This is a genomic window from Aquitalea sp. (assembly GCF_030150775.1).
Classification (GTDB): Bacteria; Pseudomonadota; Gammaproteobacteria; order Burkholderiales; family Chromobacteriaceae; genus Aquitalea; species Aquitalea denitrificans.
The window spans coordinates 1-16,617 of record NZ_JASLFG010000030.1 but is presented as its reverse complement, the minus strand read 5'-3'; the positions used below and the strand labels follow the sequence as shown (position 1 = coordinate 16,617).

The 16,617-nt window shown below is 60.7% G+C and carries 15 protein-coding genes; 7 read left to right on the top strand and 8 right to left on the bottom strand.

The window, feature by feature from the left end; genetic code table 11:
* Positions 1 to 52 precede the first annotated feature (52 nt).
* Complete coding sequence (locus tag QVF59_RS09930) at positions 53 to 388, top strand: c-type cytochrome (protein WP_287879314.1); 336 nt, start codon at positions 53 to 55, stop codon at positions 386 to 388.
* Between the two features lie 152 nt (positions 389 to 540).
* Here the strand turns inward: QVF59_RS09930 and QVF59_RS09925 are convergent, their stop codons facing one another.
* Genes QVF59_RS09925 through QVF59_RS09915 form a run of 3 tightly spaced genes read right to left on the bottom strand, consistent with a single transcriptional unit; the run spans position 541 to position 3,134 of the window.
* Complete coding sequence (locus QVF59_RS09925) at positions 541 to 1,116, bottom strand: TMEM175 family protein (protein ID WP_159880350.1); 576 nt, start codon at positions 1,114 to 1,116, stop codon at positions 541 to 543.
* 18 nt (positions 1,117 to 1,134) lie between these two features.
* Positions 1,135 to 2,184, bottom strand: a complete 1,050-nt coding sequence (locus QVF59_RS09920; protein WP_287879309.1) for a sensor histidine kinase — start codon at positions 2,182 to 2,184, stop codon at positions 1,135 to 1,137.
* 41 nt (positions 2,185 to 2,225) lie between these two features.
* Positions 2,226 to 3,134, bottom strand: a complete 909-nt coding sequence (locus tag QVF59_RS09915; RefSeq protein ID WP_159880346.1) for a DMT family transporter — start codon at positions 3,132 to 3,134, stop codon at positions 2,226 to 2,228.
* Positions 3,135 to 3,223: 89 nt separating this feature from the next.
* Here QVF59_RS09915 and QVF59_RS09910 point away from each other — a divergent pair, with 89 nt between their 5' ends.
* The 5 genes from QVF59_RS09910 (at position 3,224) to QVF59_RS09890 (ending at position 8,951) form a co-directional block, all read left to right on the top strand.
* Positions 3,224 to 4,147 (top strand): LysR family transcriptional regulator, encoded by a 924-nt coding sequence (locus QVF59_RS09910; protein ID WP_287879304.1) that lies wholly within the window; start codon positions 3,224 to 3,226, stop codon positions 4,145 to 4,147.
* 114 nt (positions 4,148 to 4,261) lie between these two features.
* On the top strand, positions 4,262 to 5,644 hold the full coding sequence (gene argH, locus QVF59_RS09905; RefSeq protein ID WP_287879302.1) for an argininosuccinate lyase: 1,383 nt from the start codon (positions 4,262 to 4,264) through the stop codon (positions 5,642 to 5,644).
* 92 nt (positions 5,645 to 5,736) lie between these two features.
* On the top strand, positions 5,737 to 7,323 hold the full coding sequence (locus tag QVF59_RS09900; RefSeq protein WP_159880340.1) for an EAL domain-containing protein: 1,587 nt from the start codon (positions 5,737 to 5,739) through the stop codon (positions 7,321 to 7,323).
* Between the two features lie 15 nt (positions 7,324 to 7,338).
* On the top strand, positions 7,339 to 8,037 hold the full coding sequence (locus tag QVF59_RS09895; protein ID WP_287879299.1) for an aspartate/glutamate racemase family protein: 699 nt from the start codon (positions 7,339 to 7,341) through the stop codon (positions 8,035 to 8,037).
* 143 nt (positions 8,038 to 8,180) lie between these two features.
* Entirely contained in the window at positions 8,181 to 8,951 is a 771-nt protein-coding gene (locus QVF59_RS09890; RefSeq protein WP_089082985.1) for a DeoR/GlpR family DNA-binding transcription regulator, read from the top strand.
* Positions 8,952 to 8,998: 47 nt separating this feature from the next.
* Here the strand turns inward: QVF59_RS09890 and QVF59_RS09885 are convergent, their stop codons facing one another.
* On the bottom strand, positions 8,999 to 10,600 hold the full coding sequence (locus QVF59_RS09885; RefSeq protein WP_287879297.1) for a GGDEF domain-containing response regulator: 1,602 nt from the start codon (positions 10,598 to 10,600) through the stop codon (positions 8,999 to 9,001).
* A 163-nt stretch (positions 10,601 to 10,763) separates the two neighbouring features.
* Between QVF59_RS09885 and QVF59_RS09880 the strand changes: the two genes are divergently transcribed.
* The gene (locus tag QVF59_RS09880; RefSeq protein WP_287879295.1) at positions 10,764 to 12,638 is read left to right on the top strand and encodes a ribonuclease catalytic domain-containing protein; all 1,875 of its coding nucleotides are present in this window, start codon (positions 10,764 to 10,766) and stop codon (positions 12,636 to 12,638) included.
* A gap of 69 nt (positions 12,639 to 12,707) precedes the next feature.
* On the opposite strand, the gene QVF59_RS09875 is transcribed toward QVF59_RS09880, so the two are convergent.
* The 4 genes from QVF59_RS09875 to QVF59_RS09860 all read right to left on the bottom strand — a co-directional run bounded on the left by QVF59_RS09875 (position 12,708) and on the right by QVF59_RS09860 (position 16,483).
* A complete protein-coding gene (locus QVF59_RS09875; RefSeq protein WP_089082983.1) occupies positions 12,708 to 13,526 on the bottom strand; it encodes an HDOD domain-containing protein in 819 nt (272 codons plus the stop codon).
* 90 nt (positions 13,527 to 13,616) lie between these two features.
* Entirely contained in the window at positions 13,617 to 14,513 is an 897-nt protein-coding gene (locus QVF59_RS09870) for an aldo/keto reductase (RefSeq protein WP_287879294.1), read from the bottom strand.
* Positions 14,513 to 15,622, bottom strand: a complete 1,110-nt coding sequence (locus QVF59_RS09865; protein ID WP_287879293.1) for an ABC transporter ATP-binding protein — start codon at positions 15,620 to 15,622, stop codon at positions 14,513 to 14,515. The genes QVF59_RS09870 and QVF59_RS09865 overlap by 1 nt, the downstream gene beginning before the upstream one ends.
* Before the next feature lie 3 nt (positions 15,623 to 15,625).
* Positions 15,626 to 16,483, bottom strand: a complete 858-nt coding sequence (locus tag QVF59_RS09860; RefSeq protein WP_287879292.1) for a carbohydrate ABC transporter permease — start codon at positions 16,481 to 16,483, stop codon at positions 15,626 to 15,628.
* Positions 16,484 to 16,617 lie beyond the last annotated feature (134 nt).

The window sequence follows — 16,617 nt, the reverse complement described above, 5'->3', positions numbered from 1 at the left end:
ATTCCCATGCGTACCATCCTGTTTGTTGCTGCCCTGTTGCCGGTGTCGGTATTTGCTGCCAGTCCGGCTACTGCGCCTGCTGCGTTTGCCCAGTCCGGCTACTGCGCCTGCTGCGTTTGCCCAGTGCGCTGCCTGTCACAGCGTAACCGGCAGCAATGGCGTCGGCCCCAGCCTGAAAGGCATCATGGGGCGTAAGGCGGGGAGTTTCCCCGGTTTTCGCTACAGCCGGGCGATGAAGACTTACGGCAAGAGCTGGGACAAGACTAATCTGGCTGCCTATCTGGCCAATCCGCAACAAGCAGTACCCGGTAATACCATGCCGTTTGCCGGGGTGCCGGATGCCAGCCAGCGAGCAGCAATTGTCAATTATCTGGCCACGCTCAAATAAGCCGACCAGTCGTCTTGCGGCAATCCACCACCGGCAGGTGGTGGGTTCTGCCGGACGAGCCTCTGCTTGCCGCGACAGCTTATTCAAGCCGGGATGATTTCGGAGAGATTGCGGCAAAGCTGTCGCAGCACCGCCAGATCGGCAGGTCAGATTTACTGACGGACGGCGTGCTCCATGCGCCGGTCGGGTACCAGCCACCACAGGGCCATCAGTGCATATACCGTGGCCGCCAGGGTTGTGGAATAAAACGACAGGGCAATGCCGCTCAGATAGAACAGTGGTGACAAGCGGCCCTTGATATCACGACCCAGTGCCTGGCTGAGCACCTCGCGATTGCCCGGTACGCATAGCAAGGTCCGCTGCATCAGGTACCAGGCCAGTGCGGCCATCAGCAGCACCACGCCGTACAGTGCCACCGGCAGCGCCGCCATGTGGTTCTCGCCCATCCAGCCGGTGACAAACGGCAGCAGCGACAGCCAGAACAGCAGGTGCAGATTGGCCCACAACACGCGTCCATCCACCTGGCGCACCACATGATAGAAATGGTGGTGGTTGTTCCAATAGATGCCGACATAGACAAAGCTCAGCACATAGCTCAGGAACACCGGCCACAGGGCGGTCAATGCCGTCAGGCTGGTGTCGTGCGGGACTTTCAACTCCAGCACCATGATGGTGATGATGATGGCGATGACGCCGTCACTAAAGGCTTCCAGCCGGTTTTTGCCCATGTCTGGCTCCGTGAGTGGCTAGCGGAAAAAGGGGGACTGCCCTGCCGGGTCTGCCGGCTGGTAGGGCAGGCGGATCATGGTGTGGTACTGGCCATCGGCCTCGGCCACCTGCAGCGAGGCCTCGGCATCGTAAAACAGCGCCAGCCGTTCGCGCAGATTGTCCAGCGCCATGCGGTTGCCCTGATGCGGCACATCCGGGCTGGCGGATAGTGGATTGCTGACGCTCAGCAGTAATTGCCCGCCCTTTATCTGCGCCCGCACCCGGATTTCTCCGCCAAGGCCGCAGCGTTCCACACCGTGGTGCACGGCGTTTTCCACCAGTGGTTGCAGTAGCAGCGGCGGCAGGCTGGCATCCAGGGCGGCATCGATATTCCAGCTGACGTGCAGGCGTGCGCCCAGCCTTTCGCTCTCGATGGCCAGATACATCCTGGCCAGCTCGATTTCCCGCTCCAGCGTAGAGGTGCGACCGGGGTCGGCCATTTGTGCGCGGAACAGGTCGGCTAGGTTTTCCAGCACCATTTCCGCCTTTTCCGGCCGCGAGCGGATCAGCGCGATGGCCGCATTCAGGCTGTTGAACAGGAAGTGCGGACGAATGCGTGCCTGCAGGGCAGCCAGTCGTGCCTCGCCCAGTGCCGGGGACAGCGCGCGCTGGCGCAGGCTGAAGTAGTGCAGCAGCAGCAGGGCCAGCAGGCCGGCCAGTAGCGGGCGGTCCAGCCGGGGCAGATCCTGCGGGTTGAGTAGCCGGTCCTGCACCACCACGCACAGCATGCTGATGGCGGCAACCAGCGTGCTGGCGTGGCGTCGCCGCGCCAGCCAGGGCGACAGCAGCCCCAGCAGCCCAAGGCTGAGCAGCATGGATGGTTCCGCCCAGCTGGCCCGGCCCAGGATGCGTGGCAGCAAGGTATCGCCATCATTCTGGAATAAGGCTGAGCACAGCAGTAGCAGGTTGAGCGATAGCAGAATGCGCAGCATCACGCCCAGATTGCGGAAGTCCGGGATGGCAAAAATGGTGCGCGGTTGACGGTGCTGGTACATGGGCAGGGTAATCAGGGTAGTGTCCTGCATCATAGCAAGCTGCCCGGCTACCCCGCGAGCATAAGCAGCGTGGATCAAGCCCTAGACAATTGCAGCGTGCGGCGCGGACGTACCGCCCACAGGCTGGCCACTACCATCAGCCCACCCCCCAGCCAACTGGCAGGCGGTAATGATTCGCCCAGCCACAACACGGCAAAGGCTGCACCGAATACCGGTTCACTGCCGGTCAGCAGAGCAACTCTGGTGGCGCTGCTGTGGCGTAGTGCGTAATTCATGGCGAAGAAGGCAAACAGGGTGCAGAACAGCACCAGATAAAGGACATTGCCCCAGAAGGCCGGCTGGCTGGGCAAGGTGGGCAGGCCGCCCTGCGCGGCGGCCAGTAGCAGGCAGCCCAGACAGATCACCAGACTTTGCAAGCCGGTCAGCGCCAGCGTGGCTACCGGTCTGGCGTGTGTCAGGCGGCGGGTCAGGCTGGTGACCAGGGCACGTAATACCGCTGCCAGCAGCATCAGCAGATCGCCGCCATTCAGTTGTAAATGTGCCGCGCCACTCAGCAGCCAGGCCCCAAACAGCGAAACCGCCGCAGCCAGCAGCGCATCGGTTTCGGGCTTTTGCCCCAGTAGCAGCCATTCGGCAAAAGGTGTCAGCACCAGGCACAGGCTGATCAGAAACGCCGCATTGGCGGCGCTGGTGTGGGCCACGCCATAGGTTTCGCACAGGAAAATGCCCAGCAGGCCCACCCCCAGCGGCAGGGAAGCCAGCACGGTGGCGCGCCGGGTGGCGGCATCGGCCAGTGCCCGCTGAGCGGGCAGCAGCAGGATGAAGGTAAGCCCGAAGCGCAGCGCCAGCAGGCCGAGGACGGGGTAGAACAGCAGCGCCTGCTTGGCCAGGCCATAGCTGCTGCCCCACACCATGGCCACCAGCAGCAGGACCAGATCCGGCAGGAAGGGATAACGTTGATGCAGGGCGTGCGGAGCAGACATGACGGACTTTCACGGGAGGGCAATGGCTGGATTATCATTGCCTTGTTTGTGTTTGATAATCCGTGCTGCTGGAACAGGAATTTTGCGCCATGGGAACAAATGGACTGATCGCACTGCTGCCAGACATGGCGGCCTTCGTACTGGTGGTGGAGCGTGGCAGTTTTTCCGCTGCCGCGCGGCAACTGGGCATGACGCCGTCGGCACTCAGCCGCCAGGTGGCCAGGCTGGAAGCGGCACTGGGCGTGCGCCTGCTGGAGCGCACCACGCGGCAGCTGCGGCTGACCGAGGTGGGCCACGCCACATTGCAGCGCTGCCGCAGCATGCTGGATGCCGCCGATGAGGCGGTGCAGCTGGCCCAGCAACAGCATGCCCAGCCGCAGGGTACGGTGCGGGTCAGCATGCCCAAGGCCTTTGGCCGCTTTGTGGTGGCACCGCTGATACCGGCCTTCCTGGCGGCTTATCCACAGGTGAATGTGGAACTGTTCATCAGCGACCGGGATGTCGACCCGCTGTCCGACGGGCTGGACCTCACCGTGCGGGTGGGTGACAACCCGCCACCCGGCATGGCGGGCCGCCCGCTGCTGCCCATCCGCCAGTTGCTGTGCGCCTCGCCGTCCTATCTGGCGCAGCATGGCCTGCCCGACCATCCGCGCGATCTGGCGCAGCACCAGTGCCTGTATCTGGCCGAACATGAGGGCGACAAGCGCTGGCAGCTGCGGCGGGGCAGCGAACAGCTGACGGTGGCGGTGAGTGGACGCTATGCCACCAATCACAGCGAATTGCGCCTGCAGGGCGTGCTGGCCCACCTGGGTATTGCGCCGCTGCCGCAATTTACCGCCCGGGCGGCGCTGGACGCCGGGCAGATTGTCACCGTGCTGGACGACTGGGAATTCACCACCGCCTACCGTGGCATGGCCTGGCTGTTGTATCCATCCAATCGTCATCTGCCGCTCAAGGTGCGGGTGCTGATCGATTATCTGGTGGCCTGTCTGGGCCGCAGGCAGCAGCCATGACACGGTAATGCCACAGCCGGGCAAGACCCGACTCGCTCTGCGGGGATGGTTTCCCTATAATTGCCGCTGCTGCCTTGGGGTAGCCCAGAACAATCACCGCAGGGAATCATCGAGATGCAAGAAAGCCATGCCTGGTCCGGTCGCTTCAGCGAACCGGTTTCCGAACTCGTCAAGAAATACACCGCCTCCATCGATTTCGACAAACGCCTGGCCGAATTCGACATCGAAGGCTCGCTGGCTCACGCCGCCATGCTGAACAAGGCTGGCGTGCTGTCCGACGACGATGTGGCGGCAATCCGACGTGGCATGGCTGAAATCCTGGACGACATCCGCGCCGGTCGTCTGGAGTGGAGTGTGGATCTGGAAGACGTACACATGAATGTGGAACGTCGCCTGACCGACAAGATCGGCGATGCCGGCAAGCGCCTGCACACCGGTCGTTCGCGTAACGACCAGGTGGCCACCGACATCCGCCTGTGGCTGCGTGCGCAGATCGACGCCATCGTCGGCTTCATTGCCGAACTGCAAACCAGCCTGCTGGAACTGGCCGAGCAGCACGCCGACACCGTGATGCCGGGCTTCACCCACCTGCAAGTGGCCCAGCCGGTGACCTTTGGCCACCACATGCTGGCCTATGTGGAAATGCTGGCGCGCGACGCCGAGCGCATGACCGACTGCCGCAAGCGCGTCAACCGCCTGCCGCTGGGCGCAGCAGCGCTGGCCGGCACCACCTTCCCCATCGACCGTCATTACACCGCCCAGCTGCTGGGTTTTGACGATGTGTGCCACAACTCGCTGGACGCCGTGTCCGACCGTGACTTCGCCATTGAATTCACCGCCGCCGCCAGCCTGGTGATGGTGCACCTGAGCCGCCTGTCCGAAGAGCTGATCCTGTGGATGAGCCCGCGCGTCGGCTTCATCGACATCGCCGACCGCTTCTGCACCGGCAGCTCCATCATGCCGCAGAAGAAAAACCCGGACGTGCCGGAACTGGTACGCGGCAAATCCGGCCGCGTGGTGGGCCACCTGATTGCGCTGGTCACCCTGATGAAGGCACAGCCGCTGGCCTACAACAAGGACAACCAGGAAGACAAGGAACCCTTGTTTGACACCGTGGACACCCTGATCGACACCCTGCGCATCTACGCCGACATGATGCGTGGCGTTACCGTGAAGCCGGAAGCCATGCGCGCTGCCGTGCTGCAGGGCTTTGCCACCGCCACCGACCTGGCCGACTACCTGGTGAAAAAAGGCCTGCCTTTCCGCGACAGCCACGAAGTCGTTGCCCTGAGTGTGCGCTACGCCGAAGGCCGTGGCGTGGATCTGGCCGACCTGTCGCTGGCAGAGCTGCAACAGTTCAGCAAGCTGATCGAGCAGGACATCTATCAGGTGCTGACACCTGAGGGCAGCCTGGCCCAGCGTGACCATGTCGGTGGAACTGCGCCAAATCAGGTACGCGCCCAGATTGCCCGCCACAAGGCAAGACTGGCAAGTTGATCAGTTAATACACTTTCAAACCAAACCGCCGCTATCGGCGGTTTTTTATTGGCCTACAGTGGGACCTGAAATGGTTTGCCATTGGAGATGCCGTGCAATTACCTTCCCTCGAGCCGCTGGGGCGCAGCCAGCGCATCATACTCACCATGCTGCCCGGGCTGGCCTTGTTCATGCTGGGCGGCCTGTTGATGCTTTACCAGTTTTATTCGGGTATACAGCACACGCTGGAGACCCAACATGCCTTCAAGCTGAAAAAGATCGAGTACATACTGGAACAGGCACAGAAAACCGGCGAGACCATGTTGCAGCAGCCCAATCTGGACTGTCATGCTATCTACCCGGAAATACGCCGCATGGTCACCATCCAGCCCTATGTCCGTTCGATGCGGCTGATTGATCACGAGGGCAGGGTGTATTGCGATTCGGTGATTGGCTGGCATGCACCGGTGTATTCACAGGAGTACCCGCGTGAGGAGCGGCTGCAATTATGGCGCGGTAACCGGCTATCGCCCTGGCATCCCTTGCTGATGTTGTGGCTGGAGGCAAAGCGTGGCGATGTAAACGGCATCCAGGTCGTGGTGGATAGTGATTATCTCAAGGACAGACTGGCGCATCTGGAGCAGGAAACCTGGTTTTACCTGCATGTTGGCGACCGCTGGCTGGATGAAGAAGGCGGCATGACTTCGCCGCCGGACCGCCCTTACTGGCAGCAGCGCAGTCTGAACTCGGCGAATTATCCGCTGGCCATTGTCATGGACTACTCCATGACCAACTTGTTGATGGAACGGCTGAGTCAGGAACCGGATCAGCTCATTTTGCTGCTACTGTTCAGTGCTACCTTCAGTTGGAGCTTTCATCGCCTGCTGCTGCGCAGCGGCGCACCCAGCCGCGAATTGCAACGGGCGGTGCGCCAGCAGGAGTTCATTCCTTATCTGCAACCACTGGTTGATACCCAGCATCTGCAGTGGTGCGGGGTGGAGGTGCTGATGCGCTGGCAGCATCCGGTTGATGGCATGGTGCTGCCGGAGCTGTTCATCCCCTTTGCCGAAAGCACTGGCCATATCGTGGCCATGACTCGCTCGCTGATGCAGCAGACTGCCGCGCAACTGGGCATGCTCTCCTTGCCCGCTGGTTTTCAGATCAGCATCAATGTCAGTGCCGCCTATGTGGCGGATGGCTCCTTGCCGGCCGACTGCGCTGCCTTCCTGTCGGCATTCCCGCCTGGCAACATCCTGCTGACCCTGGAGTTGACCGAGCGCGAGCTGATTACTACCGGTCCGCAAACCGATGCCCAGTTACAGCAACTGCATGATCTGGGTGTGCGCATTGCCATCGATGATTTCGGCACCGGGCATTCCAGCTTGTCCTATTTGCAGAAACTGGATGTTGATGAGCTGAAAGTCGACCGCAGCTTTGTGGCCGGTATCGGCAGTGACAGCCTGTCGGCAGATATCCTGGACAGTATTCTGCAACTGGCGGCCAAGCTGGGCCTGGCCGTGGTGGCCGAAGGTGTGGAAACCCTGCAGCAGGAGGACTATCTATGCCGGCACGGTGCCCATTTGTTGCAGGGCTACCGCTATGCCAGGCCGATGTCGATTACCGATTTCCTGTCGTGTCCTGAATGGCATAATGTCACCTCGCAAGCAGTCAGCAAGACCATGACTGATGCCCATTCCTGAAGAGACACATCCCCCATGAATAACACAGTCATCGGTATTGCCGGCGTCACCGTTCCCGGTGCGCTGGATTGCCTGGCGAAAATGCACCGCTTGTCAGCCAGCTTGTGCGGTGGCCATCACCATCATCCGCGCTTCGTGCTGGACCAGCCTGACTTCGGCGTGGTGCATGCCGCCCAGTTGCAGGCACGCTGGGATATTGTCGAGGATTCCATCGTGGCATCCCTGCAGCGACTGGCGGCTGCCGGTGCGCAAGTGGCCGTGATTCCGGCCAATACCGTGCATTGCTGCATTGATGGTATCCGCCAGCGTGCACCCTTGCCGGTCATCAGCATGCTGGACGTGGTGGCGGAACAATGCCGGCAGCAGGGCTTGCGTCGGGTTGGTGTACTGGGAACCCGCTGGACCATGCAGTCGCATCTTTACCGTGCGCCGCTGGCGGCGGTCGGGGTGGAAGAATACATTCCCGACGAGGCCGGTCAGACCATTGTCCAGCGGGTGATTTTTGAGGAGCTGGTACCTGCAGGCAAGGTGGGGGCCGACAGCCTGCAGCAGTTGCTACAGGTGGTGGACACGCTGCGCGGGCAGGGCTGTGATGGCGTGGCCCTGGCATGCACCGAGCTACCGCTGGTGCTGGATGCTGTCAATTGCGGCATGGTGGCTGTGGATACCACGGCAGTACTGGCCGCTGCTGCCATGGAGGCGGTGTTGCGCTAGCGATGTGCCGGCATGGTCCTGTTGCTGGCCGGGTGGGTTTTGCTGGCGGTTTGCTACGGGTCAAGGGTGGATAGGTACTAGCATTTGCGCTTTGACCGAAAAATATGTTAGTAACTAAACATGATTTTCGGAATCGAATCCCTATGAGCCGCTCTCCCCGTCATGACAAGATTCTGCAACTGGTCCGCGAAAACGGCTTCATGCCGATCGAGGAGCTGGCCAGACTGCTCGATGTAACGCCGCAAACCATCCGGCGCGATATCAATCAGCTGTGTGAAGACAATTTGCTGCGCCGTTACCATGGAGGTGCTGCCCTGGGCAGCAGCGTGGAGAACGAGGATTACTTTGCGCGCAAAGGAAAATTCCAGAGCGAAAAGGCACATATTGCCGACATGATTGCCGGCAGCATTCCCGACCATGCCTCTCTGTTCATGAGTATCGGCACCACCATTGAAGCGGTAGCGCAGGCGCTGACCATCACCCACAAGGGTTTGCGTGTCATCACCAACAATATCCACGTGGCTTCCATCATGTCGGCCAATCCGGATTTCACCGTGATGATCACCTCCGGCGTGGTACGGGCCAGCGATGGTGGCATTACCGGGGTGGCCACGCTGGATTTCATCAACCAGTTCAAGGTGGATTACGCCATCATCGGCGTTTCCGGCATTGAAACCGATGGTTCGCTGCTGGATTTCGACTACCGCGAAGTGCGGGTGGCGCAGGCGATGATGGCCAATGCCCGTCACCGCTATCTGGCAGCTGATCACAGCAAATTTGGTCGCAATGCTCTGGTGCGCATGGGCCATATCAGTGAATTCCACACCGTGTTCACTGATGCCGAGCCACCGGAGTCGCTAGCCAAGCTGCTGGAAGAACACAATGTGCGGCTGATTCTGGCCGACGCAGTCTGATACTGCCGACAGTCCCTGCTGCCACTCCTCTGGTGCCAGGCATGTTCTCATCTGGTGAAGGAATAGGCCTCGATACGGTTGCGTCCCTTGTGTTTGGCCTGGTACAGCATGTCATCGGCCTGCTGCACCAGTTCTGTGGTGTCGCCGGCGGTGGCCAGTGAGCTGATGCCCGCACTGAAGGTCTGGCGGAAGGTGCGCTGATTGCCCGGTTGCTCGATCAGTACAAAAGATTGGCGCAAGGCATCCATGATGCGGGCAGTATCCTCCTGGCTGGTGCCGGGCAGCACAATGGCAAACTCTTCCCCACCGTAACGGCTGATCAGATCGGATCGGCGCAGCCGCTCTTTCAGAAAACGGGCCAGATTCACCAGTACTTCGTCGCCCGCCGGGTGGCCGTAGGTATCGTTGATGGTCTTGAAGTGGTCCAGATCCAGCATCACCAGCGATAGTGCGCGTTGGTCGCGTTTGGCCCGTAGCACCTCGTACTCCAGCTGGGCATACAAATGCGAGTGGTTCAGCAGGCCGGTAAGGCTGTCATTGATAATGTAGGAACGCAGCTTGCGGTAACGTCTGGCGCGGTTGATCACCGTCACCACCAGCTCTTCCGGTGCCACCGGTTTGGTCAGGAAGCCGTCAATGCCCAGTGTCAGCGTATCCAGCTGGATGGACTGCCGCTTTTCCACCGACAGGAACAGGATGGGGATGCCGTCCAGCAGTCGCTGCTGGCGGATGATCTGTGCCAGCTCCACGCCATTGCAGTCCGGCATGTACATATCCATCAGGATCAGGTCCGGGCGGAATTGCACAATGTTGTCCAGCACGCCTGCCGGCTCGGTCAATTGCAGGGTATCGACGCCATGGTGCTGCAGGACGCTGGCATACAGATCGGCCAGCGATACCATGTCTTCCACGATCATCACCCGTAGCGGATCGCGCTTTTCTCCCAGATCGCCAAAATTCAGGTTATCGATCAACTCGTGTGCCAATAGCGGCCAGCCCAGAAAGCCGTCGGCTCCAGCGCGTACGGCTTGCAATCTGGCCTCGAAATCGTGGCGCGGCGAGCAGAACAGCAGCGGACAGAGTCCGCAGATGGTCTGCGCCAGGGTAAAAATGGGGTCGGCAACGTTGAAGTCGGTATAGGCAAGCACAGCAACAGGGGTAGCTTCAGTCAGGGCCTGTGCCAGTTTGGACGCCTGATACATGCTGCGGACAATGAAGCCGAAGCAGGATAGCTGCTCGGCCAGATTGGCAGCAGCTTCGCTATCTGGCATCCACAGATAAATCATGTGCGGGCCGGCTTGGGCCAGGCCGGCGTGCAACTGATCCGGTTGTTGCTGGCGGTCTTCCATCATGGCCAACTGGCTGACAATGCCCAGGTGATGGCGCAGTTCGTCGTAGCGTTCCGGCTCGCTGGGCATGCTGTCGTTTTGTAGCAGCCATTGCTGCAGCAGCTCGCGCAGGGTTATGCATTCGGTCTGCAACTGACCGGCCTGGCGGTCATCGACATGGCGCTCCAGATTGCACACCAGTGAAAGCAAGTGCGTGGCCAGCGAGCGATCCCAGCGGGTGACCAGCATGTGGCCGATGCGGTCGATTTCACGGGCGGCATGTTCTCTTGCCGAAAAGTGAGCATTGCTTGCCAGCTTCATAGTGGTTATCCGGTTTCTGCAGACATGCACATGGTCTGGTGTGACAGCATGGCGCTGCAGCAGTGCTGCGTGAACATGAATGAGACGCAGGGTGTCGCAAAGGAGCGCAGGGCCCGAATGCGAAATGTTATAATTTGGGCTTGATGAATCAGTTGGCGCGCAAATGAACGTATTTTACGAAGAAAGCGGATCCTTCAAGGTGGGCACGATTGTTTCCCGTGCTGATGCCAGCTTGCAGGTCGATACGCAGCATGGCAAGCGGGCCAAGATCAAATCAAGCAATGTTTTTCTCGAGTTTAGCTCGACTCTGGCAGATTTTCTTCCTACTGCAGAAAAAATGGCTGATGAGATTGATCTGGACTTCCTGTGGGAGTGCAGCCCGGAAGAAGAGTTCGATCACGATGTGTTGGCAGCCGACTACTGGGGGCATGTGCCTTCTGCGCTGGAAAGCGCCGCCATCATCCTGCGCGTATTCGGCGCACCCATGTACTTTTACAAAAAGGGCAAGGGTCGTTACAAGAAAGCCCCGGAAGAAGCACTGAAAGCAGCCCTGGCCGGCATTGAGCGCAAGAAGCGCGAGCAGGAGCAGATTGACGGCTGGGTGGCCGAGCTGAAAGCCGGCACTCTGCCGGAGGCCATCCGCAGCCAGTTGATGACCTTGCTGTGGAAGCCGGACAAGAACACCCTGGAATTCAAGGCCTTTGATCAGGCCGCGCGCGAGCTGAACCAGCCGCCGCTAAAACTGGCGCAAAGCGTGGGCGGCATCAGCTCGGTGCCGGACTACCTGATGGCCGGTTTCCTGATGGAGTACTTCCCCAAGGGCAGCGGCTTTGGCAAATACGCCCCGCCGCAGTTGCCGGAAGAACTGCCGCTGTCCGAGGTGGCAGCGTTCTCCATCGATGACGCCAATACCACCGAAATCGACGATGCGCTGTCGGTGGTGGATCTGCCGGATGGCAACAAGCGTGTGGGCATTCACATTGCCGCCCCCACGCTGGGCGTGCCGGTGGATTCGGACATCGAAAAGCTGGTATGGGGCCGCCTGTCCACCGTGTATTTCCCCGGTGGCAAGATCACCATGTTGCCGGACGACGTGGTGCAGGCCTTTACCTTGCAGGAAGGGCAGGACTGCCCGGCACTCAGCCTGTATGTGGACGTCACGCCGGACTTCGAACCGGTGGCCTACGAAAGCCGCATCGAGCGGGTGCGCATTGCCGCCAACCTGCGTCATGCCGAGCTGGAACAGCAGTTCAACGAAGACACCCTGCTGAACGACCCGGGCGTGGATTACCCGTTCAAGCGCGAGCTGACCTGGCTGTGGCACTTTGCCAATGCGCTGGAAAAGCGCCGTGGCAAGTACGACCCCACCCGTCCGGTGCAGATGGACTACAACTTTGATGTCGTCGATGGCAAGGTGCTGATCACCCTGCGCAAGCGTGGTGCGCCGATGGACAAGCTGGTGTCGGAACTGATGATTCTGGCCAATAGCGAATGGGGCCGCATGCTGGCCGAAGCGGATATCCCGGCCATGTATCGCGCCCAGAGCATGGGCAAGGTGCGCATGACCACCCGCCCCGAGCCGCATATCGGCCTGGGCGTGGCGCAATATGCCTGGGCCACCTCGCCGCTGCGCCGTGCCACCGACTTCGTCAACCAGCGCCAGCTCACCGCGATGATTCGTGGCGAAAAGCCGCAGTTCGAGCAAGGCAATGCCATGTTGTTTGCCCTGCTGCGCGATTTTGACACCACCTATTCCGCCTATCTGGGTTTCCAGGACAAGCTGGAACACTTCTGGTGCCTGCGCTGGTTTACGCAGGAAGGTGTCAGCAACGTTACGGCCACCTTCATCAAGGAAGACCTGGTGCGTATCGACGGCCTGCCAATGCGGGTGCGCATTCCGGGCCTGCCGGAACTGGCGCGTGGCGACCGCATCCAGCTGAGCGTGATCCGCATCGACGAGCTGATGGCCGAGATCGAATTCCGCTTTGTCGGCGTGGTGGGCCATGCCGAGGCTGCCAGCGAGGAAGAAGAAGGCTGAGGCCTGCCCTGTTGGACGTGAAAGCAAAAGGCTGCCTGCGGGCAGCCTTTTTCGTATTGCTACGGCAGCTCAGAACATGTCGTCAATGCCGTTGCAGGCTTCTTTCAGCTCGCTGATGCTACCGGTCAGTGCATCGCGCGCGATGCCCAGTTTATCCACCACCGCCCAGGGCAGGGTGGTCAGCATGTCGCCCTCGCTCATATCGTGATTGAAGCCCGCCACCAGATAGGCCGACAGGCCGATCACGATGGCAAAGCGAGAAACGTCGCCCAGCAGGTCGTGCTGATCGCGGATGGCTTGCTGGATGTCGTCCGGGAAGTTCCAGCGCCGGGCCAGCTCGGCTCCCACCTCGGTCAGGTCCACGCCCAGCAGCATGCGCTCGGTGGCTACCCGGTCGGCACCGCCCGCCACAATCTTGTCGATCTGCACCGCCTGTTCCGGCAGTGCCACATGCAGTACCAGCTCGCCGATATTGGACAGCAGGCCACAGGTATAACCCAGTTGCGCGTCCAGCTTGGCCAGCTTGGCCAGCCGCTTGGCGGTATTGGCCATGGCAAAGCTGCGCTGCCAGAAGCCTTTCATGTCAAAGCCCGGTATGCCGGCAGTGGCACCGGTAATGCCGGAGGCAATCACCAGAATGCGCAGGTTATCAAAGCCCAGCAGCACCACCGCATCGTCCAGCGAACCCACGCGGCGGCTGCCACCAAAGCGGGCGGTATTGGCCAGCCGCAGCACCCGCGCGGTGAGCACCTGATCGTGGCCTACCTTGTCGCTGATCTCATCAATATTGATATCGGTCTTGTGAAAGCTCTCAATCAGCTCCTGTACCACCTTGGGCACCATCGGCAGTCGCCCCGAGGCTTGCTCAAAAATATCCGCCACTTGCATGTCTTATCCCCTTTGTCATTGTCCTGCTTATTGAGCTTAGGTGAAGTGAGGCAGAAAAAAAGGTTTAAAACAGCGATGGCGCATTAGCGCTCAGGCTACCGCTTGGCCCTGTGCCGCTGCCAGCAGGGCAAACCAGTGCTGGCGGTCCAGTTGCAGGCGGCAGGCGGCGGCCGCTTCATCCAGCGCAGCCAGGCGGCGCGAGCCTGAAATGGGGATGGGGCGGGCCGGGTGGCGCATCAGCCAGGCCAGTGCCAGCGTGGCGGGAGTGACCGCCAACTCGGCGGCCATCTGCTGCAGGGCAGCGTGCAGTGCCGGGTGGGCAGCAGGTTGTAACAGACGGCCTCCCGCCAGCGGCGACCACACCATGGGGCGGATGCCGGCCTGCAGGCACTGGTCAAAGGTACCGTCGAACAAGGGCGCGTTATGCAGCAGCGAGGCTTCCACCTGATTGGTGAGCAAGGCTGTGCGGGAGGCGAGCAGGGCAAACTGGCTGGGACTGAAGTTGGATACGCCAAAATGCCGCACCTTGCCACTTTGCTTGAGGCTGGCAAAGGCTTCGGCCACTTCGTCCGGGTCGAGCAGCGGGTCCGGGCGGTGAATCAGCAGCAGGTCCAGATAGTCCGTGCCCAGGTTTTGCAAGGAAGCATCCACCGAGGCCAGGATATGCGCGCGGCTGCTGTCGTAGTGCTTTACCTGCCAGCCACGGCTGGCATCTGCCGGCTTGATGCCGCATTTACTCACCAGCTGGATGTGTTGGCGCTGGCCGGGGTTGGCCTTCAGCCACTGGCCGAACAGCGCTTCGCAGCGAAAGCCGCCGTACAGGTCGGCATGGTCGAAAGTGGTGATGCCAAGGCTGATGGCGTGCTCCACCCAGGCTGCCAGTTCGGCAGGGGAGAAATTCCAGTCGTGCAGCCGCCACAGGCCGGCAGCTACCGGAGAAAAAACTGGCCCCTCGGGGGCCAGTTGTGTTGCGTGCAAAGGACTCATCAGGCAATCCGTTGTTCTGTGGTCGGGTCGAACAGCACGGCCTTGGATACGTCGAACACCAGTTCCATGCTGTGGCCCGGCAGTTTGGCTTCTGTCGGGTGGGTACGGCAGCATACCTTGGTGTTGTTGAGCGAGACAAACACCAGGGTGTCCGGCCCGGTGGGTTCGATCACGTCGATATGGCAGGCCATCACCGGCAGCCCTTCGCGGTAGGCGGTGCGGGCATCGGTGATTTGCTCCGGGCGGATGCCGAAGATGACTTCGCGGCCCAGCCACGGCTGCATCTTGTCCTGGGCATGCGGCAGCGGCAGGATGACGCAACCCTGGTCGTCGCAGATTTTCACCCCCAGCACGCCGGCGGATTCCACCACCTGCGCCGGAATGAAGTTCATCGACGGCGAGCCGATAAAGCTCGCCACAAACAGATTGGCCGGATTGTCGTAGATATCCTGCGGGCTGCCGAACTGCTGCACGATGCCGTCCTTCATCACCGCAATGCGGTCGCCCAGCGTCATGGCCTCGATCTGGTCGTGGGTGACATAGACGATGGTGGATTTCAGCCGCTGGTGCATCAGCTTGATTTCGGTACGCATTTCCACCCGCAGCTTGGCGTCCAGATTGGACAGCGGCTCGTCAAACAGGAAGATGGACGGGTTGCGTGCCAGCGCACGGCCCATGGCCACGCGCTGACGCTGGCCACCGGACAGCTGCGAGGGCTTGCGGTCCAAGAGGTGGGTCATTTGCAGCATCTGTGCCACGCGTTCGACGGTGGCGTCGATTTCGCCCTGCGGCATCTTGCGGATTTCCAGGCCGAAGCTGATGTTCTTGCGCACGCTCATCGACGGGTAGAGCGCATAGCTCTGGAACACCATGGCAATGTCGCGGTCCTTGGGCGACAGCTCGTTCACCCGTTTGCCGCCGATTTCGATATCGCCGCTGGAAATGTCATCCAGCCCGGCAATCATGTTCAGCAGCGTGGATTTGCCGCAGCCGGAGGGGCCAACCAGAATCAGGAACTGACCGTCTTCGATGGCGATGTCGATGCCCTTGAGCACCTCGGTGCCGTTGGCGTAAGTCTTGCACACATTATTGATGGAGAGAGCAGCCATCGTTCAACCTTTCACAGCACCGGCTGTCAGGCCACGCACGAAGTAGCGGCCGGCAACCATGTAAACGAACAGGGTGGGCAGGGCGGCAATGATGGCCGCTGCCATGTCCACGTTGTATTCCTTCACCCCGGTAGAGGTGTTCACCAGATTGTTCAGCGCCACGGTGATGGGCTGGGCTTCGCCGGCGGCAAATACCACGCCGAACAGGAAGTCGTTCCAGATCTGGGTGAACTGCCAGATCACGCACACCATGAAGATGGGGCCGGAAATGGGCAGCAGGATGCGGATAAAAATTGTCCAGAAACCGGCACCGTCAATGCGTGCGGCTTTTACCAGCTCATCCGGAATGGTGACGAAGAAGTTGCGGAAGAACAGCGTGGTAAAGGCCAGGCCGTAAATCACGTGCACCAGCACCAGCCCGCTGGTGGTATTGGCAATGCCCAGCTCACCCAACAGGCGCGCCATCGGCAGCAATACCACCTGGAAGGGGATGAAGCAGCCCACCAGCAGCAGGGTGAACAGCACGTCCGAGCCACGGAAGCGCCACATGGACACCACATAGCCGTTGACCGCACCAATCAGGGTGGAAATCAGCACCGACGGCACCGCCATCTTCACCGAGTTCCAGAAAAAGCCCTTCATGCCGCCACATTCCACGCCGGTGCAGGCGCTGGACCAGGCCTTGCTCCAGGCATCAAAGGTGATGGATTGCGGCAGGGCAATCAGGTTGCCGCCACGGATGTCGTCCAGGGTTTTTACCGAGGTGGACAGCATCACGTACAAGGGCAGCAGGTAGTAAATGGCCATCAGCAGCAGTGCGGCATACAGCACGATGCGGCCGGGAGTCAGGTGTTTAGCCACGTTTGGCGCTCCTTGTTTCCATATACATCAGCGGCACCAGTACGGCGACGATGGTCATCAGCATCATCATGGCCGATGCCGCCCCCAGCCCCAGCTGGCCACGGGTAAAGGCAAACTGGTACATGAAGATGGCC